The following is a 22,770-nucleotide window of genomic DNA, read 5'->3' as shown; positions in this document are numbered from 1 at the left end:
AGAGCAACGATGCAACCCTCACGTCCCCTCGCCGCAGTCGCGGCCGCCGTCCTCGCGCTCGGCCTCGCCGCCTGCTCGGACGACGAACCCGACGACGGCCGCACCCACATCACCGTCACCATCGACGCCGGGCTCGAACAGGCCGCGATCGACGCGTTCAACGCCCGCATCGACCAGTTCGAGGAAGCCCACCCGGACATCGCCGTCGAGACCCAGGAGTACACCTGGACCGCCGGGACCTTCACCGCCCAGCTCGCGGGCGGCACCCTCCCCGACGTGTTCACCGTCCCCTTCACCGACGGGCGCGGCCTCATCGAGCGCGGCCAGATCGCCGACATCGGCGACCTCACAAGTGCGCTGCCCTACCGCGACAGCTACAACCCGAACATCGCCGCCGCCGGTGAAGACGCCGAAGGCGACTTGTGGGCCGTCCCGATCTCCGCCTACGGCCAAGGGCTGCACTACAACCGGACCCTCTTCGAAGCCGCCGGGCTCGACCCCGACGCGCCCCCGACCACCTGGGACGAGATCCAGACCGCCGCCAAGGCCATCACCGACGCGACCGGCGAGGCCGGATACGCCGTCATGACCAACGACAACACCGGCGGCTGGATCCTCACCACCGTCGTCAACGCCCTCGGCGGCCGCACCGAAGCCGACGGGAAGGCCACCATCGACACGCCCGCCATGCGCGAGGCCCTGACCCGGCTCCAGGACATGCGCTGGGACGACCAGTCCATGGGCGACGACTTCCTGTACGACTGGGCCACCATCAACCAGGCCTTCGCCTCCGGCCGCATCGGCATGTACGTCTCCGGCGGCGGCAACTACGGGAACCTCTTCACCCAGAACGCCCTCAACCCCGACGACTACGGCCTCACGGTGCTGCCGCTCGCCGGCGCCGACGCGGGCGTCCTCGGCGGCGGCACCCTCGCCGCCGTCAGCCCCAACGCCGAACCCGACGAGCAGGCCGCCGCCGTCGAATGGATCGACTTCTACTACATGGAGAAGCTCACCGACCAGGCCGCCGCCGTCGCCGACGCCGAAGTGAAGGCCGAGTCCGGCCAGCCCGTCGGCGCCCCCGAGCTCCCCGTGTTCGACAAGGCGACCTACGACGAGGCCCAGACCTGGATCGCCGAGTTCGTGAACGTCCCCGTCGAGCAGATGGCGCCCTACACCAGCCAGGTGTTCGACCAGCCGCTCCTGACCGAACCCGTCCACGCCACCCAGGAGGTCTACGCCGTGCTCGACACCGTCGTGCAGACCGTCCTCACCGACGAGAACGCCGACATCGACGCGCTCCTCGCCCAGGCCCAGACCGACGCCCAGGCCGCGATCGACGCGGCCGCATAGCGAAAGACCGACATGACCACCCACGACACTCGCCCCGCCGGTGTCACCGGCGTCCGGACCGGGCCGCGCACCGCGGCCCGGCCCGGACGCCGCGGGCCACTGGCCCGCGCCCGCGGCGGCCTCCCCACACTCGTGTTCCTCGCGCCGATGCTCCTCGTCTTCGGCGTCTTCTCCTGGCTCCCCATCGGCCGCGCGGTCCTCATGAGCTTCCAGCGCACCAACCTCGTCGCCGACCCCGCCTGGGTCGGGTTCGCGAACTTCCAGCAGGTCTTCGCCGACCCGCAACTGTGGACGGCCGTCCAGAACACCGGATACTTCGCGCTCCTCGCCCTCCTCTTCGGCTACCCCGTCCCGCTCGTCGCCGCGATCCTCATGAGCGAGGTCCGCCGCATGCGCGGCCTCTTCTCCGCCCTCGCCTACCTGCCCGTAGTCGTCCCGCCCGTCGTCGCCGTCCTCCTCTGGAAGCTCTTCTACGACGCCGGCGACGACGGCGTCTTCAACACCGTCCTCGGCTGGATCGGCATCGGCCCCGTCGCCTGGCTCCAGGACGCCGACGTCGTCATGCCCGCCCTCGTCCTCGAAGCGACCTGGGCCGCCGCCGGAGGCACCGTCATCATCTACCTCGCCGCCCTCACCGGCGTCGACCCGAGCCTCTACGAGGCCGCCGAGATCGACGGCGCGGGCGTGTGGCACAAGCTCTGGCACATCACCCTCCCGCAACTGCGCGGCATCCTCCTCATCACCTTCATCCTCCAGATCATCGGCACCGCCCAGGTCTTCCTCGAACCCTTCCTGTTCACCGACGGCGGCCCCGCCAACCGCACCCTCACCCTCCTGCTCCTCATCTACCGCTACGCCTTCACCAACTCCCTCGGCGGCGACTACGGCGCGGCGGCGGCCCTCAGCCTCCTCCTCGCCCTCGTCCTCACCGCCTTCTCCGCCCTCTACTTCCGCCTCACCCGATCCTGGAGCGGCACATGAGCAACGACCGGGGCCTCCTCGCCCCCACCGACCTGAAGCGCCCCAGCGTCAAGTGGACCGCCCGCATCGCCCACGGCGCGCTCCTCGCCTGCCTCGCCGTCGCCGGACTCGGCCCCATGCTCTGGCTCCTCAAAGCCGCCACCACCCCCACACAGGACACCCTCCGCAACCCCATGGCGCTCTGGCCCAACGGCATCGACCTCGCCAACCTCGCCGAAGCCTGGACCCGCGTCGAGATCGACAAGTACTTCCTCAACACCGTCGCCCTCGCCGCCGGATCCTGGGCCGTCCAGCTCGTCGTCGCCGCCACCGGCGGCTACGCCCTCGCCGTCCTGCGCCCCCGCATCGGCCGCTACATATCCGGCGCGGTCCTGGCGACCCTGTTCGTCCCCAGCGTCGTACTCCTCGTCCCGCTCTACCTCACCGTCCTCGACCCGCCCCTCGTCGGCGCCTCCATGCTCAACACGTTCTGGGCCGTCTGGCTCCCCGCCGGAGCCAACGCCTTCAACGTCCTGCTCATGCAGCGGTTCTTCGCGAACCTCCCGCGCGAGATCTTCGAGGCCGCCCGCGTCGACGGCGCCGGACCCTACCGCCTGTTCTGGTCCATCGTCCTGCCCATGTCCCGCCCGATCATCGGCGTCGTCTCCGTCTTCGCCGTCATCGCCTCCTGGAAGGACTTCCTCTGGCCCATGCTCGTCCTCCCCGACCCCGCCCTCCAGCCCCTCTCGGTGCGCCTGCCGATCCTCCAGCAGTTCGTCGAACTCGACGTCTTCCTCGCGGCGCTGGCGATCTCCTCGCTCATCCCCATCGGACTGTTCCTGGTCTTCCAGCGGCTCTTCCTCAACGGCGCGAGCCTCGGCGGCGCCGTCAAAGGCTGACCCGAAAGGCCGCAATCACCTGAATCCATGCCGAACTGGACGACACGGCCTTAGAGTGCGAGCAGCCCCACCGGACGCGGCCCCGCCGCGCGCGCACAAGGAGTCGGCATGAAGCGAACGGCCACGCTCACCGCCGCCGCCGCGGTCCTCGCGGCGGCGGCGCTGGCCGCCTGCGGCGAGGACTACGACGGCAACGGCTCGTCGAAGGCCCGCAGCGGCGTCACCACCGTCCAGGACGAGATCTCCGAAGTCGACTGGGGCGCTTGCGACCTCGAGGCGATGTACGGCGACGCCGACCTCGGCCCGGCCCAGGCCGCATGGGCCGAGGCCCTCGAATGCGGGTCGATCACCGTCCCGGTCGACTACGAGGACACCGGCGGCGACAGCGTCGCCCTCGCGATGGTCCGCCATCCCGCCACGGGCGACCGCACCGGCTCGCTCCTGATCAACCCGGGCGGGCCCGGCGGCTCGGGCGTCGAACTCGCCATGTCCCCGTTCCTGCCCGCCGACGTGACCGCCGCGTTCGACGTGGTCGGCTTCGACCCGCGCGGGGTCGGCGCGAGCAGCAACCTCACGTGCGGCAGCGACGACCAGCTGGACGCCGCGCTCACCGAGGTGTACACACTGGACCCGTCGCAGATCACGAGCGCCCAGGCCACGGAGCTCGACAACGGCGCCGAGACCCTCTCTGAAGGCTGCACGCAGCAGGTGAAGGCGAACTTCCTGGCCAACATGGGCACCGAGAACGTCGCCCGCGACATGGAGGTCATGCGCGACGCCCTCGGGGACGACAAGCTCACCTACCTCGGCTACTCGTACGGCACCTACATCGGGCAGATGTACCTGTACCTCTACCCCGACAAGGTCCGCGCGATGGTCCTCGACGGCGTCATGCGCACCTCCGGGTCCGTGCTCGACCTCGCCGAAGGTCAGGCCACCGGGTTCGAGACCGCCTGGCACGACTTCGTCGAGTACTGCCTGACCGTGGACGGCTGCCCGTTCACCAGCGCCGACGCCTCCGACGAGGAACTGGAGGCGATGCTCACGCAGGCCCAGGCGGGGGTGAACGACGAGCTCACCGTGGGGGACATGCTGAGCATGATCGCCGAGAGCCTCTACAGCGAGGCGAAATGGCCCGCGCTGGAGAAGATCCTCGCCGCGGTCGACGCGGGCACGATCCGCGAGTGGCTGCAGCAGCTCGAAGACCTCGCCGACTCCGACGGCGCGTCCCGCTTCCAGCCCCGGCGCTTCCCGCCGCTGCCGCTGCCGCGCCGGGACAGCGAGGCGAACTTCTACGGCGTCCAGTGCGTCGACCGCGACAACCCGGACCGGTTCGACGACTACCAGGACGGCGCCGAGACCGCGTACGGCAACTCGGGCCTGTTCGGCGCGAGCATCGCCTGGAGCTACCTGCCGTGCGCGTCCTGGTCGGCCTCCGAGCCCGGCCCGGACTCGGTGAACGGCAAGGGCTCCCCGGAGGTCGTGCTCGTCGGCAACGTCGGCGACCCGGCCACGCCCTACGACTGGGCCGAGTCGGTGTCGAAGGAGCTCGACAACGACGTCCTGCTCACCTACGAAGGCAGCGGCCACACCGCGTACGCCTTGGGCCACACCTGCATCGACGACCCGGTCACGGCCTACCTGGTGGACCTCGACGTCCCCGAGGACGGCCTGAAGTGCCCGCAGGAACTCGGTTAGCGCCACCACTGACGGGCCCGCGTCCTCTTAGGGCGCGGGCCCCGGCGCGTCTCACTCCCCGACACGTGTGCCGACCGGTCACAGACCGCGTCTGGCAAGATGTCCCCGTCGCTCCGGGAGCCGCCAGACGGCCCGTGCGACGCCTGACCGTCGATGTGACGAAAGAAGCGCCAATGCACACTTCCCCCTGCAGGTCCCGTGCCCGGAAGGCGGTCGCCCCGTGGTCGACATGACCTGGTTCGAGGCCATCGTGCTCGGGGTCGTCCAGGGCCTGACCGAGATGCTGCCGGTCTCCTCCTCCGCGCACCTGCGCCTCACCTCGGCGCTGTTCTTCGAGGAGGACGCGGGCGCGTCGTTCACGGCGGTGACCCAGCTCGGCACCGAGACCGCCGTCCTCCTCTACTTCTGGAAGGACATCGTCCGGATCCTCGTGGCCTGGTGGAAGGGTCTGTGGGACAAGGAGCTGCGCGGCGAGACCGACTACCGGCTCGGCTGGTACGTCATCATCGGCACGCTCCCGATCGTGTTCTTCGGCCTGATCTTCCAGGACGCGATCCGCGACGGCGCCCGCAACCTGTGGCTCGTCTCCTTCAGCCTCATCTTCTTCGGCCTGCTGCTCGCCCTCGCCGAGCTCGTGGGCCGCAAGACCCGCACCTGGGACGACTTCCGCATGAAGGACGGCCTCATCCTCGGCTTCGCGCAGGCGGGCGCGCTCATCCCCGGCGTCTCGCGCTCGGGCGCGACGATGACGGCGGGCCTGTTCATCAACCTCGACCGCGAGGTCGCGGCCCGGTACTCGTTCATGCTCGCGATCCCGGCCGTGTTCGGCGCGGGCGTCCTCAGCCTCGGCGACGTGTTCGACCCGGCCACCGAGGGCTCGGTGCCGAGCGGCGCGCAGATGCTCGTGGCGACGATCGTCGCGTTCGGCGTCGGCCTGGCGGCCATCCACTGGATGCTCAAGTGGGTCGCCAAGCACAGCGTGTTCATCTTTGTCTGGTACCGCTGCATCCTCGGCGTCATCGTCATCATCATGCTGGAGACGGGCTTCCTCTCAGCGACCTAGCGACGCAAGCGAAACAGGGCCGGTCCTCCGACCGGCCCTGTTCGCGTCCCTACCGGCGGGACTCGGCCAGCGCGAGCGCCGTGATCGACCCGAGGAGCACCACCGCGCCCGCCACCGTGGCGGGCGTGAGCGGCTCACGCAGGACCGCCACGGCGAGGAACGCGGCCGTGACCGGCTCGATGAGCATCATCACCGAAGCGGTCGTGGCGCGGACGCGGGCGGCGCCCGCGAAGTACAGCGGGTACGCCAGGGCGGTGGTGAAGGCCGCCAGGTAGCCGACGATCACGAACGTCAGCGCCGTGCCGCCCGTGGTCGGCGTCAGGCCCTCGAACCAGGCCGGGACGAGCAGCAGTGCCGCCCCGATGCCGAAGGACCACATGGTGAGCGTGAACGGGTCCTCGCCGTCGCTGCGGCGGCCGGTGGCCCGGCCCAGGAGCGTCACGGCCGCGTACCCGGCGGCCGAGAGCAGCGAGAGCGCGACCCCGGCCGGGGTCACGACGCCGCCGCCGTTGCCGAGGACGAGCACGCCGAGGCCGGTGACCGCCCCCGCGACGGCGAGCGCGCCGCCGCGCCCGAGGCGCTCCCCGAGCAGCACGCGGCTGCCAATCGCGGTGAGGATCGGGCCGGACCCGAGTGTGAGCAGCGTGGCCGCCGCGACGCCCGTGGCCTCCACTGCGGCGAAGTACGCGGTCTGGAAGACCGCCATGCCGGTCCCGACGCCCGTCAGGAGCGCCGCGCGCCGCCGCAGCGGCGCGGCGGGCCTGACGCGGGGCCGCCTGGGCCGGATCGCGGCGAACGCGAGCAGCAGCACCAGGCCGCCGAGGTGGCGCCAGAACGAGACGGCCGAAGGGCCGAGATCGCCTGCGCGGTAGACGAGTTCGGCGGCGGCGCCGGTGGTGCCCCAGGCGAGGCCGGTGACGGTGAGGTAGCCGAGGCCGCGCCTGGCGGCGGGCACGGCAGGGCGGACGGCGGTGAGTGCGGACATGCGTTTCTCCAGCAGGGAGCGAATGGTCGGATGCTCTCGTCTGCGGACATGCCCGAATCAGCGCATCGGCTCAGAACGCCGTGCGCGGCAATGGCTCAGGTGCCCGCCTCAGGCGGCGGGCGGGGAGATGCCGTGACGCATGGACGCCACCCTACCGGTCAGGCCAGGCCCGACGCCAGCCGCCGGAGCCCTTCCTCGATCACGTCGAGCCGCTTGCAGAACGCGAACCGCACCTCCGGGCGCGGCGCCTGGTCGAGGTAGAACACCTGGTTCGGGATCGCGACGACCCCGCACCGCTCGGGCAGTTCGAGGCAGAACCGCAGGCCGTCCTCGTACCCGAACGCCTCGATGCCCGTGGTCACGAAGTAGGTGCCCTCCGGCTCGTACACGTCGAAGCCGATGCCCTTGAGCCCGGCCACCATGAGGTCGCGCCGCTCCTGGTAGCCCGCCACGTAGTCGCGGTAGAAGCCGTCCCCTGAGGACAGCGCAGCCGCGATCCCGTACTGGAACGGGGTCCCGGACGCGAACGACAGCCACTGCTTGACGTCCTTCACCCGCGCGACGAGATCGGCCGGGCCTGTCGCCCACCCGATCTTCCAGCCGGTCACCGAGAACGTCTTCCCGGCCGAGCCGATGCTCACCGTCCGGTCCCACATGCCCGGCAGCGACGCGAGCGGCACGTGCTCGCGGCCGTCGAACACCAGGTGCTCGTACACCTCGTCGGTGACCACGAGGAGATCCCGCTCGACCGCGAGCGCGGCGATCGCCGCGAGCTCGTCCCGGTGCAGGACCGTCCCGGTCGGGTTGTGCGGCGAGTTGACCAGCAACAGCTTGGTGCGCTCGGTGACGGCGGCCTTGAGGTGCTCACTGTCGAGCCTGTAGTCGGGCGCTTCGAGCCGCACCGGCACGAGCGTCCCGCCCGCCATCGCCACGGCGGCCTTATAAGAGTCGTAGCTCGGTTCGAGCGCGATCACCTCGTCGCCGGGCTCGACGAGCGCGAGGATCGCGGCCGTCAGCGCCTCGGTCGCCCCGGCGGTCACCGTGACCCCCTCGTCCGGGTCCGGCGCGAGCCCGTACCAGTGCCGCTGGTGCTGCGCGATCGCATGGCGCAGTTCCGGAATGCCCGCGAGCGGCGGGTACTGGTTGTGCCCGGCCCGCATCGCGGCGGCGGCGGCCTCGACCACGTGCGCGGGCCCGGACTCGTCGGGGAAGCCCTGCCCGAGGTTGACCGCGCCGTGGCGCTGCGCGAGCGCCGACATCTGGGTGAAGATCGTGGTCTGGGGCCGACGGCCGGGTCCGTTCATGGTGCCTCCTCGAAGAACCCGGCCATCATCCCATCAGTCCGCCTCGGGCCAGCGGCCCTCGGCCTTCGCGCGCTCGATCTCGGCGAGCCCGGCGGGCCGCATCCGGCCCGCCGCGATCAGCGCCTCGGCGATGCCCCGGTTCCGCTTCGACCACGGGCTGCGCTTCGTGCGCGGCGAGTAGCGCTGCAGGAACGAGTCGCCGTCGAGGCTCTTGCGGTGCCCGTCGATCCACCCGAAGCACAGGGCCGCCTCGAGCGCGGGCCCGATCCGCAGCCGCCCCTCGGGCGAGCGCTCCTTGCCGATCCGCAGCCACACCGACCCCTCGTCCCGGTGGTGGGCCTGGAGCCAGGCCTCCCACTCGGCGCGGTCGGCGAGATCGAGGTACTCCACAGTCAGGACCTCGCCGCGAGCATGTCGACGTAGTGCTGGTTGTACATGACGGCCAGGACGTTCCCGAACGGGTCGACGAACGACGCCGTCTCGAACCCCTCCCCGCGCACGATCTTCGGCTCGTACTCCTTGGCGCCCATGGCCGTCAGCCGCTCGATGGTCGCGTCCAGGTCGTCCACCTGCCAGTACGCGATCGCGCCGCCGGGCCCGGCGGACATGTCGTGCGGCGCCCACTCGGCCTGCGCGATCCCGATCTCGTGCTGGTAGTCGCCCACGCGGAACTCGATGTACCCGGGCACCCCGAAGTACGGCTCGACGCCGAGCAGTTCGGTGTACCAGGCCTTCGCGGCCTCGAGGTCCTCGGCGAAAAAGCTGATGGTGCTGAACCCTCGCAACATGGTCTGTCTCCTTCGTTGTCGTTGAAGACCAAGCTATGGCCCATTGCGGAAGATTCGCTTCCGCAATGCGTGCGAGAATCGGAAAATGTTGGAGACCTCCGCCCGCCTGCTCCGGGTGCTCGGACTGCTGCAGGCCCAGCGCGACTGGACGGGCGCTGCGCTCGCCGAACGCCTCGACGTCACGACCAGGACCGTGCGCAGCGACATCGACCGGCTGCGGCAGCTCGGCTACCGGGTGCACTCGACCACCGGCAGCGCCGGCGGCTACCGCCTGGAGGCCGGGAACGCCATGCCGCCCCTGCTCCTCGACGACGAGGAGGCCGTCGCGGTCGCGCTGGGGCTGCGGGCGGCCGCGTCGGGCTCGGTGGCCGGGATCGAGGAGACCTCGCTGCGGGCGCTGGCGAAGCTGGAGCAGACGATGCCCTCGCGGTTGCGCCGCCGCATCGACATGCTCAGGTCGGCCACCGTGTCGGCGGCCGGGGCGGGGCCCACTGTGGACGCCGAGGTGCTGACGCTCATCGCGGAGGCGGTGTACCGGTGCGAGCAGCTGCGGTTCGACTACCGCGACAGGGCGGGGGAGGAGTCGCGCCGCCGGGCCGAGCCGCACCGCCTGGTCTACACCGAGCGGCGCTGGTACCTCCTGGCCTGGGACGTGGACCGCGCGGACTGGCGCACCTTCCGCGCCGACCGGATCCGCCCGCGGATCCCCAATGGCCCCAGGTTCACCCCGAAGGACCCGCCGGAGGAGGCGGTCGCCCACGTCCTGCGCGGCCTCGGCCAGAGCGCCTGGAAGCACCAGGCGGTGATCCGGGTGGGCGCGCCCGTGGAGCGCGTCGCCGCAATGCTCCCGCCGGGGAGCGGGCTCCTGGAACCGGCGGGCGACGCGGAGTGCCTGTGGCGCACCGGGAGCGATTCGCTGCGGGATCTCACGAGCTTCATCACCGGGCTCGGCCTGCCCTTCAAGGTCGAAGCCCCGGAAGCGCTTCGGGACCACCTCCGGGCGCTCGCCGCCCGCTACGCAGCGGCCGTCGGCGGGGCCGGGTCGGACCTGGGCTGAGGTTCAAGCGGGCAGCGACGAAGAGCTGGGATTCGGGGTGGGGCAGGACTCGGGCCCCAGGAGGCGGGGCCGAGAGGCGGGTCTCGGGCTAGGGGCTCGAGAGGCAGATCGCGGACGGTGCGGCCTCGGAGCGTGTCCCGGGGGCGGGCTTGGAGGCGGGGCGGCCGCTTTCTATTGCGGCCCAGGAGATCCCGGTGCAAAACATGAGAGTTCTGTACACCTGTGGGTGATGACGGTCTTGGTACAGGTGAGCGATAATTGAGGTACGCATCAAGGGCAGGGAAGGATAGACGTCCAGGTGTCGTGTAGGTGCAAGCAGACTAAGCCAAGCCTCTGGCCTACAGGCAAACCGGATTTCCTTCCGAGGCGACGGCCCCGCGAGCTGGGGTTCCCTCCGATGATTGGGGGCGTCCGATCTCACCCTTGTCATGCCATCGCGTTCCGCAGCTGACTACGACCTCTTTGAGCGGGGTCGTACTGGGTGGAAGATCGCTGGTTCGGATCACCTGGGCCAGAGGCAGTGTCGACTGAACGAGGCACATCAGCGCAAGACCGCCAGCGCGATCGACGCCGGCTGGCCGGGCATCAGAGGACCCGGGCAGACCACGGCGAGACGTGCGAGCAATCAATCGGCACACCCTCCGGCGTCAGCGTGCGCAAGGGGCGGTGTGGAGGACAACGACATCGGGAAGGAGGTTAGACGGACGCACATGGATCGTGGCGTCTGAGCGATGGGAACCGAGTCGTCCGTCGGCTTGACTGGGCGCATGAGCAACGAGAACGAAATCATCCTGGTCACCGGCGCGACTGGCAAGGTCGGCCGCCGCCTCACCGCGAACCTGAGCGAAGCCGGGCACAACGTGCGCGCCGTTTCGCGGAGCACTGCGATCCGGTTCGACTGGCACGACGAGTCCACTTGGGCTGCTGCCTTCGAAGGGGTCGCCGCTGTCTACCTGATCCCGCCGGACGAGCCCTTCCTCGCCGCAGCGGTCGTCGCCGCAGCTGAGAAGGCGGGCGTGCGTCGCCTGGTCGCGCAGTCGGGTCGCCGCATCCATGTCCTCGCCGAGGCGGTCGGAGTCGGCCCCGAAGCGATCGGCATGTACGCGATCCAGGAAGCCGTACAGGCCTCCGGGGTCGAGTGGACGGTGCTGCAGGCCAACAACTTCAACCAGAACTTCAGTGAGGGAGACATGCTCGAGGCCATCCTCGCCGGCGAGCTCTTCTTGCCGGTGGAAGACACTGTGGAGCCGTTCATCGACGTGGAGGACATCGCCGCGGTCGCCGCTGCGGTGCTGACCGAGGGCGGGCACGGCGGGAAGGTCTACGAGCTGAGCGGTCCCGAATCGCTCACGTTCCCGGCGGCGGTCGGGGCGATCGCGCGGGCGACCGGCCGGTCCATCGTGTTCCAGGACGTGAGCCCCGAGGACTACGCCGGTGCGCTTCGGGCCGAGGGACTGCCGGAGGACCTGGTGTTCTTCCTCGATGCGATGTACCGCGTCATGCGCGAGGGCAAGATCGGCGATGTCGCAGACGGGGTGGAGCAGGTGCTCGGACGCAAGCCGGTCGCCTTCGCCGACTGGGCTCGCCGGGCGGCCGAAGAGGGAGCTTGGTCCAAGTAGGACCTACAGCGAGCCGGGCCCGGGGTGATCGTCACATCGCCGGGTCCGGCTTCGTTCGGCGCCTCGCTTGAAGGTCAGTGGAGGTCGTCGCCGAGCTTCGCGAGGAGCCTCGCCAGCGCGGCCCGCTCGCCGTCGTCGAGTCCTCGCAAGAGCTCGCGTTGGTTGGCGAGGTGGGCTTCCATCAGCTCGTCGGTCAGTCGGCGTCCGGCTTCGGTGAGGGCGATCCGGCGGCCGCGCGAGTCCTCCTCGGCGACCGATCGGGTGACCCAGCCCGCCGCTTCGAGCCGGTCGACCCGCTTCGTGATCGCGCCGGTGGTCACGAGCACCGTGCGGCTCAGTTCGCCCGCTGAAAGCTCGTAGGGGTCGCCGCTCCGGCGCAGTGCAGCGAGGACGTCGAAGTCGCCGTTGCCGAGGCCCGCTTCGGCGAACGGTCCGCGCAGCGCGCGGTCCCACGCGCCGACGGTGCGGAACATCCTGCCCACCACGAGCATCGGGGAAGCATCCAGGTCAGGGCGTTCGCGCCGCCACTGTTCGACCATCACCGCGACCGCGTCGCCAGTCTCGTCAAGATCCATACTTGCATTCTACCTTCCGTGGAAGATAATATGTCTTCCATGGAAGATTATTTCGCGCCGACGGTCGACTGCTACTTCGACCCGGCCTGCCCCTTCGCCTGGATCACCTCTCGCTGGCTTCTCGAAGTCGAACGCCTGCAACCGATCACGCTGCGATTCCGGATCATGAGCCTCGCCGTCCTCAACGAGCACCGCGAGCTCGAACCCTGGTACCGCGAGTTCAACGACCGCGCCTGGGGCCCCGCCCGCGTCTGCGCCGCCGCCGAGGAGCACGCCGGCGCCGGGATCCTGCGCGACCTCTACACCGCCCTCGGCACCCGCATCCACCAGGGCCGCGACAAGGACTACGACCGCGTCATCGCCGCCGCTCTCGCCGAGACCGGCCTCCCGACGAGCCTCGCGGAAGCCGCCCGCAGCACCGAGTTCGACGCCGCGCTGCGCGCCAGCCACCGGGCCGGGCAGGACGCCGTGGGGGAGGAGGCGGGCACACCGCTCACCGTCGTCGACGGCACCGGCTACTTCGGACCCGTGCTCTCCGCGGTCCCCGAAGGCCGCGACGCCGAAGGCCTCTTCAAGGCCCTCTCGACCATCGCGCGCCTCGACGCGTTCGCCGAACTGAAGCGGAGCCGCAATGCGCTCGAACTCGCCTGACGCCCGCCGCAGGTTCATCGCCGCCAGCCTCGTCGACGCCGTCGGCAACGGCATCTACGTGCCCCTCACCATGCTGTTCGTGCACGCCCTGACCGGCCAGTCGCTCACCGCGGTCGGCACCGGCCTCACCCTCGCGGGGATCGGCGCACTCGCGGCCGTGCCCGCAGTCGGCGTCCTCATCGACCGCCATGGCGGCAAGCACGTCTACACCGGGGCGCTCGCCCTGCGCGCCATAGCGTTCGCGCTCTACCCGCTCGCCACGAGCTACCCCGCGTTCCTCGGCGTCGCGCTCACCGTCGCCGTCGCCATGTGGGCCTCGGCTCCGAGCCAGCAGGCGCTCATCGGCGACATGGCCGAAGGCGCCGATCGCGACCGCCTCCTCGCCTGGAACCGCAGCCTCCGCAACGGCGGCATGGGATTCGGCGCGCTCGCCGCCGCCGCGATGCTCGCGGTCGGCGACGGCGGCTACCTCGCCTCGGCGCTCGCACTCGCCGGGGCCTTCGCGGTCGCGGCCGTCCTCGTCGCCCTCATGCCCGTCACCGCCAAGACGCCCAAGGCCATCGAGCGGCCCGCATCGGGCTACCGCACCGTCCTCGCCGACCGCCGCTACCGTCGCCTGACCGCCGCGAACTTCCTGATCGCCTTCGGCTACTCCGCGCAGGCCATCGCCCTGCCGGTCTTCCTCACCAGGGACGCCGACCTGCCCGACGCCCTCGCCGGGGTCGTCTTCGCCGTCAACACCGCGCTCGTCGCCGGGCTCGGCGTCCCCGTCGGCCGCCTCATGGCCCGCTTCCGCCGGGGCTCGGGCGCGGCGCTCGGCACGGCCGTCTTCGCGGTCTCCTTCGCGGCCTTCGCGTTCCTGCCAGCCCTAGACGGCACCGCCGCCGTCGTCGCGGTCCTCGCCACCGCCGTCCTCTACACCGCGGGCGAGCTCATCCACTCCGCGCCGTCGGAAAGCCTCGCCGTCCACGCCGCCCCAGACCACCTGCGCGGCCGCTACCTGTCCTTCTACCAGCTCTCCTGGTCCCTGTGCCGCACCCTCGCCCCGATGCTCCTGGGCCTCCTCCTCGACGCCGGGACCTGGCAGCTCTGGGCCGCCCTCAGCGCCTCCGTCCTCATCGGAGGGGCGATGCTGCTGCGCGCCGACAGGGCCCCCGTGCGGCCCGCGCCCGAATCCGTCCTCGCCGCCTGAACCTACGGGACCCTACGCACCGTGATCGAGGCGTAGCCTAGAGGGCAGCCGCCCGGTGCAAGCGGCAGTCCTCCCCTCCCGAAGAAGGCCCTCATGTCCAGACTCCTCGTGACCCTTCGGCACACTGACGACCGCGACACCGCCCTCGACACCGGCGTGGAGATCCTCGCCGAATACCCCGACCAGATCCTCATCGAAGGCAGTCCCCGCCAGGCCCGGGACCTCGCGTCCCGGGGCCTGGAGACCACGCCCCTGCCCGAGCAGCCCGTCCAGACCGCCGGGGCCAGCTTCCAGTTCGCCGCCGCGCTCGACGCCCAGGCCGCCGTCGCCATCGACCCCGAACCCGGCCGCACCGCCTACTGGCTCGTGAAACTCATCGGCCCGCCCACCGCCGCCTGGCTCGACGACCTCGCCGAAGCAGGAGCCGACCTCCACGGCAGCCTCTCCGGCTTCACCCTCCTCGCCGGGTTCCTTCCCGAACGCGCCCAAGCGATCCGGGCCCTCCCGCACGTCGAGGAGGTCACCCCCTACCGCCCGGCCATGAAAGTCTCCCCGAAACTCCACCCCGCGCCCCGCCGGGACCTCGACGCCGCCTCCCTCGCCACTGTGGACCCCGACGACTTCGCCGAGGACGGCCCGCAGATGATCGAGGTCGCCGTCTTCCCCGGCGAGGACACCGCCGCGCTGGCACGCCGCATCCGGGACGCGGGCGGCGCGGTGCTCACCGCGCTCCCGAAGTCCCTCGTGGCGAGCGTCCCGCGCCCGCTCATCGCCGAACTCGCCGACCGCGAAGGCGTGCAGGCGATCATGCCGTACGCGTTCTCCCAGACCAGCAACGACCAGGCCGCAGCCATCATGGGCGTCCCGGCGGACCATCGCTTCGGGGACCTGCCGCTCGCGGGGACCGGGCAGATCGTGGCCGTCGCCGACTCCGGGCTCGACAAGGGCGACATCGAGACCGTCCACCCCGACGTGCGCGGCAGGATCAAGGCGATCACGTCGTGGCCGACCCGGAAGGTCCTGGCGCCCTTCACGAACGACCCGCCCGGCCACGACGACGGCCCGGCCGACACCGACTCCGGGCACGGCACGCACGTCACCGGCTCGGTCCTCGGCGACGGCGCGGCCGCCCGCCAGGCCGGGTCCGGGCCCGTCCCGTCCGGCATCGCCCCCGAGGCCACGCTCTTCTTCCAGGCCGTCAATCAGCGCATCCGCTGGAAGACCCGCGCCGAGCTCGCCGCGGCGGGCCTCCAGCCGTTCACGTTCCCCTGGCCACCGCCCGAGTCGGGCCTGTACGGCATCCCCGGCGACATCGGCGAGCTGTTCGCCGAGGCCTACGAGGCGGGCGCGCGCGTCCACACCAACTCGTGGGGCGCGCCGCTCGCGGGGGAGTACGGGCAGAACGCCCGCGCCGTCGACGAGTTCATGTGGACCCACCCGGACATGCTGGTGCTCTTCGCGGCCGGGAACGATGGCCAGGACGCCGACAGCGACGGCCTGATCGACCCCGACTCGATGGGCTCGCCCGGCACCGCCAAGAACTGCCTCACCGTGGGCGCCAGCGAGAACCTGCGCCCCAGCGGCTCCGAACCGCCGCCGGGCATCGACCGCAACTGGAGCCAGCTCGGCCGCTACCCGAAGCTCGGCGAAGCCGGGCACGTCTCGGACGACGCCGACGGCATGGCCGCGTTCTCCTCGCGCGGCCCCACCGACGACCTGCGGATCAAACCCGACGTGGTCGCGCCGGGCACGAACGTCCTGTCCATGCTCACCTCGGTGTACGCCGGGGACGGCGAGCCGCTGTGGGGCCGCCTGCCCGAGGGCCACCCGCTGCGCGAACGCTACTGCTGGAGCGGCGGCACGAGCATGGCCACGCCGCTGGTAGCGGGCGCGGCGGCCCTGGTCCGGCAGCACCTCACGGCGCAGGGCCACGTGGAGGACGGCCGCCGCCCCTCGGCGGCCCTCCTCAAGGCGCTCTTGGTGAACGGCGCGGTCGCGATGCCCGGCCAGTTCCCCGGCGAGGTCCCCGAGGGCCCGAACCCGGTGAGCGGCTTCGGCAGAGTGGACGTGGCCCGCGCCGTCGGCTCGGCGCACCGCAGCCGCTTCGCGGACGCGCCCGCCGACGCGGTCGCGACCGGGGAGATCCGCCGCTACCGGGTCGAGGCCGCTGACCCGGCGCAGCCGCTGAAGATCACGCTCGTGTGGACGGACGCGCCGTCGCTCGAAGGCCTCGGCGGCCTCGTCAACGAGCTGTACCTGCAACTCGAGACGCCCTCGGGCGAGATCGTGAACTGGGACGCGAACCCGGCCACGCGGGTCGTGAACAACGTCCAGCAGATCACCGTCGCCGCCCCCGAGGACGGCGTCTACACCGTCCGCGTGCGGGGCGTCTCGGTCACGCGGCACGCGCCCGGCGCGGCCCCGGACGACGGCCTGCGCCAGGACTTCGCGCTGGCCGTGTCGAACGCGGTCGTCGAGGGCGACGGCGACGCCGCGCTCGCCTCCATGTCCGCCTCCCGGTGACAGGGGACGGCGGGCCCGCGCGGGGCCCGCCGTCCTCGCTTTCAGTACGACAGGCCGTGCCCGAACGGGAAGAGCGGGTCGGCGGTGTCGAACGGGACGTCCGGTCGGCTCGCCTCGACGGCCTTCATGCTCGACGGGATGTCGAACGGCAGCCTGCCCTTCGGTTCGGCCGCGCCCGTGAGCACGTCGAGGAGCGCGCGCGGGTTGGTCCCGTAGTTGCCGGTGACCGCCGCGGCCGCTTCGACGACCGGGCCGAGGATCGCGGGCCGGTCCAGGAACACGTCGACCACAGTGGGCACCGCCGCGGCGACCGCTGCGACGTGCTCGACCACCTCGGCCGGGAAGTCGAGCGACCCGGCGTGGAAGAAGTTCTCGAACATGGTGCCGCGCTCCTCGTAGGGCGCCTGGAGCCGGATCACGGCCGCGTCCGCCTCCTCGGGGGTCGCGACGACCTGGCCGTACTCGGCCGCGACCTCGGGGTCGACGCCTTCGACGTACAGCTTCAGGCCCGCCTTGAGCGGCAGCGTCCCGTCGTTGCTCAGGAGCGTCACCGAAGCGCGCTGGGCCGCTTCGCCTTCGGCGCGGAACTCGGCCGAGCCGACGAGCGCCTTGGCGGCCTCGACGTCGACGAGCGGCCGGTCGAACAGGCCGAGCACGAACTTCTCGCGCAGCAGCCGCCGCGCCGAGACGTCGAGGCGGTCTTCGCCGACCTCGCCGGACCGGACGATGTCGACGAGCAGCTCGGGGATCGCCTCCCCGCCGAACTGGTCGGCGCCCGCGTCCAGGATCTTGACCATCCTTTCGCGCGGCGTCAGGTGCTCGACGCCCCACGCGCGGGCCGGGAACGGCTGGCCCATGATCTCACCGTCGCTGACCAGGCCCCAGTCGGTGCAGACCACGCCGTCGAACCCGAAGCGCTCGCGCAGCAGCCCGGTGATCACGGACTTGTTGAACCCGAACCCGACCTCCTCGTGCTCGGTCCCCACGGGCATCCCGTAGTACGGCATGATCTGCGAGACCCCGGCCGCGAACGCCGCCGCGAACGGCTCCAGGTGCAGCTCGAACCGCCCGCCCGGGTAGACCTGCTCGCGCCCGTACGCGAAGTGCGGGTCCTCGCCGTCCAGCTGCGGGCCGCCGCCGGGGAAGTGCTTCGCCATGGCCGCCACCGACTCCGGGCCGAGCTCGGCGCCCTGGAACCCGCGGATGTAGGCCGCGCCGAGGCGCGAGACGAGGCCCGCGTCCTCGCCGAACGTCGGCAGCTGGCGGGCCCAGCGGGGCTCGGTCGCGAGGTCGATCTGCGGGTGCAGCGCGACCCGCAGCCCGATCGCGGTGTACTCGCGGCGGGCGATGTCCCCGAACCGCTCCACCAGGGCCTCGTCGCGCAGCGCCGCGAAGCCGAGCATCTCCGGCCACTCGGAGAACGCGTGCGTGTTGAGCGCGGCGAGCGGGTTGTCGCTGAAGGAGTGCCGCGGGTCGGTCGAGAGCGTCACGGGGATGCCCAGCCGCGTGGACGCGGCCAGCTCCTGGAGCCGGTTGTGCCACTTCGCGGCCGCCTCGGCCGACGGGAGCCCGCCTAGGACGTTGAAGTGGTTCATCAACCTCCCGTCGACGTAGTCCTCGTTCGACGGCAGCCCGAACACCGGGTCGGGCCCGGCCAGTTCGCCGTCCTCGCCCACGGTGATCATGGTGTGGAAGAACAGCCCGGCCTTCTCCTCGAGCGTCATCTGCCCGAGCAGGATCTCCACGCGGTCCTCGATCGGCAGCGACGCGTCGCGGTAGCGGGTGTCGACGTCGTTCATGCGGTGCTCCCTTACTTGACGGATTTGATGCGGTAGACCAGGACCGCCCCGGCGAGCGCGGTGAGCGCGCCGAAGAGGTACCAGAGCGGGTAGCCGCCGAGCGGCGTCGCGTTCCCCAGGGCGAGGATCGCGGGCGCGATCGCCGGGGCCAGCGACTGCGGCAGCGCGTTCGCCATGTTGAGGACCCCGAGGTCCTTCGCGGTGTCCTCCGGGTTGGGCAGCACCTGCGTCGCGAGCGCCAGGTCCACGGAGAAGAACGCGCCCGCGCCGAGGCCGATGACGCCCTGCGCGACGATCACCATCCCGGTGCTCGGCGCGAACGCGAGGAGCACGAGGCCCGCGACCATGACGAGCCCGGCGAACGCGACGGGCGCGCGGCGCTTGCCGAGCCGGTCGGAGACGATCCCGCCGATCGGGCTCGACGCGGCCATGGCCCCCATCGAGGCGACGTTCGCCAGGAGGATCACGCCGATCGCGTCCTGCTCGTTCAGGTGGAACCTGTCGGTGAGGTAGTACGGCAGGTACGAGGCGATCCCGGCGTACCCGAACATGACGAGGAACTTCGTGAGCCAGGTCCACCCGAAGTCGGGGTGCTTGACCGGGTTGAACACGAACGAGCCGAGGAACTGCCGGACCGTGAACCGCTCGGCGGGCTTCTCGGCGAGGACGCGGTCCTTGAGGCTGAACGCGAAGAGCAGGCACAGCAGCAGGGCGAGCGCGCCGGGGACGGTGAAGCGCAGCAGGTCGCCGTCGATGAAGTTCACCAGGAACGAGCCGCCGAGGATGCCCAGCGGCGTGGTGATGCCGACGATCCCGGAGGTCTTGCCGCGCCGCTCGGCGGGCACCTGGTCGGGCAGGGTCGCGTTGGCGGCGGCCATCACGGCGTTGAGCGCGGTCTGGGCGACGCACCAGCCGAGGAGGACGAGCCACACGGACCCGGCGACGCCGATGAGCGCGAGGGCGAGGAGCCCGGTGACGGCGCCGCCGACGATCCACGGCCGGCGCATGCCGAAGCCGGAGGTGGTGCGGTCGGACAGCCGCCCGACCAGGGGATTGGCGATGAGGGCGAAGAGCGCGCCGACGCCGAGCACGAGGCCGAGGGCGCTGGCGGCGGCTTCGGGGGTGGCGGTGATGTGGTCGACCTTGAACGCCATGGAGACCATGACGGGGGTGAGGATCGCGACGTAGATGCCGAAGTTCGCTCCGGCGAGGGCGAAGGGGTAGGAACGCGGTTCGCGGGCGGGAGCCGCGGGCGCGGCCACGGGGGCTGACAACTCTGTCATGGCACTGACCTTTCAAGCAGGGGCGACGGTGCCCTGCGATGGACTGTAGCCCCAAAACTGACCGAGTGGTTAGCTTCTTTGGCTCACAATTTTGAAACGAACGGCTAGGATTGGCCCCGCGGCCAGCGCCGCACCCGACCCGCCGACCGTGAGGAACCCCAGGTGACCGCCGCCACCCAGCGCCGCAACGCCACCGGTCTCGCCCGCCAGGAGGAGATCCTGGACGCGGCCTACGCGCTCTTCGGCGCCGAGGGCTTCAGCGGCGTCTCGCTCCGCGCGATCGCGGCGAAGGCCGGGCTCTCCCACGCCGCGCTCCTGCGCTACTTCAAGTCGAAGGACGAACTGCTGCTCGCGCTCCTGTCGCGCTGGGAGGACGCGAACCTCGCCTGGTTCGACGCCCACGCCGACCTGCCGCGCCCCGAAGTCCTCCTCGGCCTCGCCCGCCGCAACGCCGCCACCCCCGGCTACGTGCCGCTGTTCGCCGCCCTCACCGGCGAGGCCGTCTCCCCGGCCCACCCAGGCCACGAGCACATGAAGCGCCGCTACGAAGAACTGCGCCGCAGGCATTTCGAGATCGGTGACGCCGACGGCACCCGGCTCACCTCCGCCTGGGACGGCCTCCAGGTCATGTCCCTCTACCTCGACGAGGTCGACGTCGTCGACTCGCTCACCGACCACTTCGCCCGCGTCCCCGAAGGCCGCGCCGACCTCGACGCCGAGGCCCCCGACGGCGACGCGCTCGTGACCCTCCCCGGCCCGCCGCCCGGCGACGACGCCGGCTACGCGCGCGGCCGCGAGCAGCGGGCCCGCATCATCGCCACCGCCACCGGGCTGTTCGCCGGGCGCGGCTTCACCTCGACCAGCCTCAGCGACATCGCGACACGCGTCGGCACCTCGAAATCCTCACTGCTGCACCACTTCGGCTCCAAGGACGCGCTCCTGGCCGCCGTCCTCTCCCGCCGCGACGACCAGCTCACCTACGAGATCCCCGCGCCCCTCCCGCCGCGCGCGTTCCTCCGCGGCCTCGTCGAAGGCGCCCGCTCCAACGCCGAACGCCCCGGCCTCATCGAGCTGTACACCGTGCTCTCCCACGAGGCCACGGCCGCCGACCACCCCGCGCACGCCTACTTCACCCGGCGCTTCCGCTGGGCGCTCGACCACTTCACCAGCGTGTTCGCGATGCTCCGTGACAGCGGCCAGCTCGCGCCCGACCGCGACCCGCGCCGCGAAGCCGTCTGGTTCGTCGCCCTGTGGGACGGCCTCCAGGTCCAGTGGCTCTACGACCCCGACGAGGTCGACGTCGCCGCCGAACTCAAGGCCCACTTGGAGACCGTCCTCAGCCGGTGACGTCCCGCCGGACCATCCGGGCCCGGTCGAGCACCTCCACGTAGACGATCCGCTCCTCGACGACATCGAGGATGAGCATGCCCTCCTCAGGGTCGAGCATGACGTTGCGGTGCCCCGGCCCGTACTTCGTCCCAGGCGGGAAATCGCCGGAGGTGTGGAAGCTCTGGCAGGTGTCGCTCCCGCACCCGCACTCGGCGACGATCCGGAGGTCGTGCGCCAGGATCGCCAGGAACCGCTCGCCCTCGTCCTCGAGCAGGCGCGCGAGTTCGGCGACGAGTTCGGGATAGACCTCCCGGACCAGCGGATGCTCCTCCATGAGCGCCAAGCTTAGCCACAGCGCGAGCGGCCCCCGGAGCTCCACGGGCGGCGGCCGCCTAGCCTTGACACCCGTGACCGGCGGACCAGGAGCCCAGGAAATGGACCTCGACCAGTACTTCGCGCCCTTGGGCGCCAGAGCCTCCGCCCACATCCGCGACCTCGCGGACGGGCGCGGGCTCGGCGTGCGCGAGACCGAACCGGTCATCCTCGTCTCCGTCGTGAAGCTCTTCATCGCCTGGGAGTTCCGCTGCCAGGTCGAAGCGGGCCGCATCGACCCCGCCGCCCCCGTCCGCGTCACCGCCGCCGACCGCCTCGGCGGCACCGGCGTCGCCGGGTTCCGCTACGACTCCCAGATCGCCGTCGGCGACCTCGCCGCGCTCATGATGGAGGTCTCCGACAACTCCGCCGCCGACCTCGTCGTCAAGCACATGGGGGCGGGCGCGCTCCGCAGCCTCCCGACCCGCCTCGGCCTCAAGGACACCCGCCTCCTCGGCTCGCCCCGCGTCATCCTCGAGGAGGTCGCCCGCGACCTCGACATCGCCGACCTCGAAGCCCTCGCCCACGTCCTCCAGAGCGGCGCGGTCACCACCGCCGAACTCCGCGCCACCAGCGCCTGGGACCCCATGCGCACCAACGCCTCCACACCCGCCGACATGACCGCGTTCCTGCGCCGGATCTGGGACGGGCCCGCGCCCGTCGCCGCCGACGTCCGCCACTGGATGGGCCGCCAGCTCACCGGCGGGCGCCTCTCGCGACTCGCCCCCAGCGCCGTCAAACCCTTCGGCCGCTCCGGCTCGCTCCCCGGCTGGCTCAACGAGGTCGCCGTCTGGGAGTGGCCCGACGGCCGCCGCCACGCCATCGCCGTCTTCGCCCAGGTCACGCGCGGCAACTTCCGCGAAGTCGAACTCGCCATGAGCCGCGCCGCGCTCGCGCTCACCGAAGCGCTCTCAGCTCAGGACAGCGGCGCTCAGTAGAGCGCCGACCACGGCCGCGGCGGGTCCGCCGGATCGGTCGCCGCCGCCCGCTGCACCAGCGTCCGCATCCGCTGATGCGCCCGCAGCAGCTCCGGCGCCTCCCGCATGAGCACGTGCCCCGCGGGCGTCAGCTGCACCTGCCCGCCGCCCCGGTCGAACAGGTCCGCGCCCAGCTCCTTCTCCAGGCGCCGGATGCGCTGGCTCAGCGGCGGCTGCTCCATCCCGAGGCGCTCGGCGGCCCGCCCGAAGTGACGTTCTTCACCTACCGCCAGGAAACACTCCAAGTGCCGCATGATGTCCACGCGGCAACGATATCAACGCGCGTATCGGCCCATTAGCGCGTCGATATTGGACGGAACGGGACACGGCGGCTTGAATGTCA

21 protein-coding genes are annotated in these 22,770 nt (G+C 71.5%); 12 read left to right on the top strand and 9 right to left on the bottom strand.

Annotated elements, in window-relative coordinates; all coding sequences use genetic code 11:
• Positions 1-9 precede the first annotated feature (9 nt).
• The 5 genes from ACGGCP_RS21070 (at position 10) to ACGGCP_RS21050 (ending at position 5,973) form a co-directional block, all read left to right on the top strand.
• Positions 10-1,353 (top strand): ABC transporter substrate-binding protein, encoded by a 1,344-nt coding sequence (locus ACGGCP_RS21070; RefSeq protein ID WP_392968601.1) that lies wholly within the window; start codon positions 10-12, stop codon positions 1,351-1,353.
• A 12-nt stretch (positions 1,354-1,365) separates the two neighbouring features.
• Positions 1,366-2,334, top strand: a complete 969-nt coding sequence (locus ACGGCP_RS21065; protein WP_392968599.1) for a carbohydrate ABC transporter permease — start codon at positions 1,366-1,368, stop codon at positions 2,332-2,334.
• Complete coding sequence (locus tag ACGGCP_RS21060) at positions 2,331-3,212, top strand: carbohydrate ABC transporter permease (RefSeq protein WP_392968597.1); 882 nt, start codon at positions 2,331-2,333, stop codon at positions 3,210-3,212. The genes ACGGCP_RS21065 and ACGGCP_RS21060 overlap by 4 nt, the downstream gene beginning before the upstream one ends.
• Positions 3,213-3,320: 108 nt before the next feature.
• Entirely contained in the window at positions 3,321-4,910 is a 1,590-nt protein-coding gene (locus ACGGCP_RS21055; protein ID WP_392968595.1) for an alpha/beta hydrolase, read from the top strand.
• Between the two features lie 229 nt (positions 4,911-5,139).
• Positions 5,140-5,973, top strand: a complete 834-nt coding sequence (locus ACGGCP_RS21050) for an undecaprenyl-diphosphate phosphatase (protein WP_392968711.1) — start codon at positions 5,140-5,142, stop codon at positions 5,971-5,973.
• Positions 5,974-6,022: 49 nt separating this feature from the next.
• Here ACGGCP_RS21050 and ACGGCP_RS21045 read toward each other — a convergent pair whose 3' ends face one another.
• From ACGGCP_RS21045 to ACGGCP_RS21030, 4 genes are all read right to left on the bottom strand, one after another.
• Positions 6,023-6,958: a DMT family transporter gene (locus ACGGCP_RS21045; protein WP_392968593.1), complete on the bottom strand. Its 936-nt coding sequence runs from the start codon at positions 6,956-6,958 to the stop codon at positions 6,023-6,025.
• A 158-nt stretch (positions 6,959-7,116) separates the two neighbouring features.
• A complete protein-coding gene (locus ACGGCP_RS21040) occupies positions 7,117-8,262 on the bottom strand; it encodes a pyridoxal phosphate-dependent aminotransferase (protein ID WP_392968592.1) in 1,146 nt (381 codons plus the stop codon).
• A gap of 33 nt (positions 8,263-8,295) precedes the next feature.
• Positions 8,296-8,652 (bottom strand): YdeI family protein, encoded by a 357-nt coding sequence (locus tag ACGGCP_RS21035; protein ID WP_392968590.1) that lies wholly within the window; start codon positions 8,650-8,652, stop codon positions 8,296-8,298.
• A 2-nt stretch (positions 8,653-8,654) separates the two neighbouring features.
• Positions 8,655-9,050 (bottom strand): VOC family protein, encoded by a 396-nt coding sequence (locus tag ACGGCP_RS21030; protein WP_392968588.1) that lies wholly within the window; start codon positions 9,048-9,050, stop codon positions 8,655-8,657.
• A gap of 85 nt (positions 9,051-9,135) precedes the next feature.
• Here ACGGCP_RS21030 and ACGGCP_RS21025 point away from each other — a divergent pair, with 85 nt between their 5' ends.
• Both ACGGCP_RS21025 and ACGGCP_RS21020 read left to right on the top strand, forming a co-directional pair.
• The gene (locus ACGGCP_RS21025; protein WP_392968586.1) at positions 9,136-10,107 is read left to right on the top strand and encodes a helix-turn-helix transcriptional regulator; all 972 of its coding nucleotides are present in this window, start codon (positions 9,136-9,138) and stop codon (positions 10,105-10,107) included.
• Between the two features lie 767 nt (positions 10,108-10,874).
• Positions 10,875-11,726: an NAD(P)H-binding protein gene (locus ACGGCP_RS21020; protein WP_392968584.1), complete on the top strand. Its 852-nt coding sequence runs from the start codon at positions 10,875-10,877 to the stop codon at positions 11,724-11,726.
• Between the two features lie 74 nt (positions 11,727-11,800).
• Here ACGGCP_RS21020 and ACGGCP_RS21015 read toward each other — a convergent pair whose 3' ends face one another.
• Complete coding sequence (locus tag ACGGCP_RS21015) at positions 11,801-12,301, bottom strand: MarR family winged helix-turn-helix transcriptional regulator (RefSeq protein ID WP_392968582.1); 501 nt, start codon at positions 12,299-12,301, stop codon at positions 11,801-11,803.
• A 39-nt stretch (positions 12,302-12,340) separates the two neighbouring features.
• Between ACGGCP_RS21015 and ACGGCP_RS21010 the strand changes: the two genes are divergently transcribed.
• From ACGGCP_RS21010 to ACGGCP_RS21000, 3 genes are all read left to right on the top strand, one after another.
• Positions 12,341-12,952 (top strand): DsbA family protein, encoded by a 612-nt coding sequence (locus ACGGCP_RS21010; protein ID WP_392968580.1) that lies wholly within the window; start codon positions 12,341-12,343, stop codon positions 12,950-12,952.
• Positions 12,933-14,144 carry an MFS transporter gene (locus ACGGCP_RS21005; protein ID WP_392968578.1) on the top strand — a complete coding sequence of 404 codons (1,212 nt, stop codon included), beginning with the start codon at positions 12,933-12,935 and terminating at the stop codon, positions 14,142-14,144. Before ACGGCP_RS21010 ends, ACGGCP_RS21005 begins: the two co-directional genes overlap by 20 nt.
• Before the next feature lie 93 nt (positions 14,145-14,237).
• Positions 14,238-16,667 carry a S8 family serine peptidase gene (locus ACGGCP_RS21000; RefSeq protein WP_392968576.1) on the top strand — a complete coding sequence of 810 codons (2,430 nt, stop codon included), beginning with the start codon at positions 14,238-14,240 and terminating at the stop codon, positions 16,665-16,667.
• Between the two features lie 41 nt (positions 16,668-16,708).
• Here ACGGCP_RS21000 and ACGGCP_RS20995 read toward each other — a convergent pair whose 3' ends face one another.
• Both ACGGCP_RS20995 and ACGGCP_RS20990 read right to left on the bottom strand, forming a co-directional pair.
• A complete protein-coding gene (locus ACGGCP_RS20995; RefSeq protein ID WP_392968574.1) occupies positions 16,709-18,466 on the bottom strand; it encodes a glycoside hydrolase family 3 N-terminal domain-containing protein in 1,758 nt (585 codons plus the stop codon).
• An 11-nt stretch (positions 18,467-18,477) separates the two neighbouring features.
• Positions 18,478-19,749, bottom strand: a complete 1,272-nt coding sequence (locus tag ACGGCP_RS20990) for an MFS transporter (protein WP_392968572.1) — start codon at positions 19,747-19,749, stop codon at positions 18,478-18,480.
• 162 nt (positions 19,750-19,911) lie between these two features.
• Here ACGGCP_RS20990 and ACGGCP_RS20985 point away from each other — a divergent pair, with 162 nt between their 5' ends.
• On the top strand, positions 19,912-21,096 hold the full coding sequence (locus tag ACGGCP_RS20985; protein ID WP_392968570.1) for a TetR/AcrR family transcriptional regulator: 1,185 nt from the start codon (positions 19,912-19,914) through the stop codon (positions 21,094-21,096).
• Here the strand turns inward: ACGGCP_RS20985 and ACGGCP_RS20980 are convergent.
• The gene (locus ACGGCP_RS20980; RefSeq protein ID WP_392968568.1) at positions 21,086-21,412 is read right to left on the bottom strand and encodes a hypothetical protein; all 327 of its coding nucleotides are present in this window, start codon (positions 21,410-21,412) and stop codon (positions 21,086-21,088) included. The genes ACGGCP_RS20985 and ACGGCP_RS20980 overlap by 11 nt on opposite strands.
• A 100-nt stretch (positions 21,413-21,512) precedes the next feature.
• On the opposite strand from ACGGCP_RS20980, the gene ACGGCP_RS20975 reads away from it, so the two are divergent.
• Positions 21,513-22,388 (top strand): serine hydrolase, encoded by an 876-nt coding sequence (locus ACGGCP_RS20975; protein WP_392968566.1) that lies wholly within the window; start codon positions 21,513-21,515, stop codon positions 22,386-22,388.
• Here ACGGCP_RS20975 and ACGGCP_RS20970 read toward each other — a convergent pair.
• On the bottom strand, positions 22,382-22,681 hold the full coding sequence (locus ACGGCP_RS20970) for a LysR family transcriptional regulator (RefSeq protein WP_392968708.1): 300 nt from the start codon (positions 22,679-22,681) through the stop codon (positions 22,382-22,384). The two genes, ACGGCP_RS20975 and ACGGCP_RS20970, sit on opposite strands and share 7 nt — an antisense overlap.
• Between the last annotated feature and the right edge of the window lie 89 nt (positions 22,682-22,770).

The sequence above is a fragment of the Glycomyces sp. NPDC048151 genome (assembly GCF_043202775.1).
In the GTDB taxonomy this organism is placed as follows: domain Bacteria; phylum Actinomycetota; class Actinomycetes; order Mycobacteriales; family Micromonosporaceae; genus Glycomyces.
The sequence above is the reverse complement of the archived record's forward strand: the minus strand, read 5'-3'. Positions and strand labels throughout refer to the sequence as shown.

Excerpts from the sequence above, each read along its gene's own strand:
- ACGGCP_RS20980 (WP_392968568.1), bottom strand. The coding sequence starts at position 21,412 with ATGGAGGAGCATCCGCTGGTCCGGGAGGTCTATCCCGAACTCGTCGCC.
- ACGGCP_RS20995 (WP_392968574.1), bottom strand. The coding sequence starts at position 18,466 with ATGAACGACGTCGACACCCGCTACCGCGACGCGTCGCTGCCGATCGAG.
- ACGGCP_RS21045 (WP_392968593.1), bottom strand. The coding sequence starts at position 6,958 with ATGTCCGCACTCACCGCCGTCCGCCCTGCCGTGCCCGCCGCCAGGCGC.
- ACGGCP_RS21020 (WP_392968584.1), top strand. The coding sequence starts at position 10,875 with ATGAGCAACGAGAACGAAATCATCCTGGTCACCGGCGCGACTGGCAAG.
- ACGGCP_RS20970 (WP_392968708.1), bottom strand. The coding sequence starts at position 22,681 with ATGCGGCACTTGGAGTGTTTCCTGGCGGTAGGTGAAGAACGTCACTTC.
- ACGGCP_RS21015 (WP_392968582.1), bottom strand. The coding sequence starts at position 12,301 with ATGGATCTTGACGAGACTGGCGACGCGGTCGCGGTGATGGTCGAACAG.
- ACGGCP_RS20975 (WP_392968566.1), top strand. The coding sequence starts at position 21,513 with ATGGACCTCGACCAGTACTTCGCGCCCTTGGGCGCCAGAGCCTCCGCC.
- ACGGCP_RS21040 (WP_392968592.1), bottom strand. The coding sequence starts at position 8,262 with ATGAACGGACCCGGCCGTCGGCCCCAGACCACGATCTTCACCCAGATG.
- ACGGCP_RS21025 (WP_392968586.1), top strand. The coding sequence starts at position 9,136 with ATGTTGGAGACCTCCGCCCGCCTGCTCCGGGTGCTCGGACTGCTGCAG.
- ACGGCP_RS21055 (WP_392968595.1), top strand. The coding sequence starts at position 3,321 with ATGAAGCGAACGGCCACGCTCACCGCCGCCGCCGCGGTCCTCGCGGCG.
- ACGGCP_RS20990 (WP_392968572.1), bottom strand. The coding sequence starts at position 19,749 with ATGACAGAGTTGTCAGCCCCCGTGGCCGCGCCCGCGGCTCCCGCCCGC.
- ACGGCP_RS21010 (WP_392968580.1), top strand. The coding sequence starts at position 12,341 with ATGGAAGATTATTTCGCGCCGACGGTCGACTGCTACTTCGACCCGGCC.
- ACGGCP_RS21065 (WP_392968599.1), top strand. The coding sequence starts at position 1,366 with ATGACCACCCACGACACTCGCCCCGCCGGTGTCACCGGCGTCCGGACC.
- ACGGCP_RS21060 (WP_392968597.1), top strand. The coding sequence starts at position 2,331 with ATGAGCAACGACCGGGGCCTCCTCGCCCCCACCGACCTGAAGCGCCCC.
- ACGGCP_RS21005 (WP_392968578.1), top strand. The coding sequence starts at position 12,933 with ATGCGCTCGAACTCGCCTGACGCCCGCCGCAGGTTCATCGCCGCCAGC.
- ACGGCP_RS21050 (WP_392968711.1), top strand. The coding sequence starts at position 5,140 with ATGACCTGGTTCGAGGCCATCGTGCTCGGGGTCGTCCAGGGCCTGACC.
- ACGGCP_RS21070 (WP_392968601.1), top strand. The coding sequence starts at position 10 with ATGCAACCCTCACGTCCCCTCGCCGCAGTCGCGGCCGCCGTCCTCGCG.
- ACGGCP_RS21030 (WP_392968588.1), bottom strand. The coding sequence starts at position 9,050 with ATGTTGCGAGGGTTCAGCACCATCAGCTTTTTCGCCGAGGACCTCGAG.
- ACGGCP_RS21000 (WP_392968576.1), top strand. The coding sequence starts at position 14,238 with ATGTCCAGACTCCTCGTGACCCTTCGGCACACTGACGACCGCGACACC.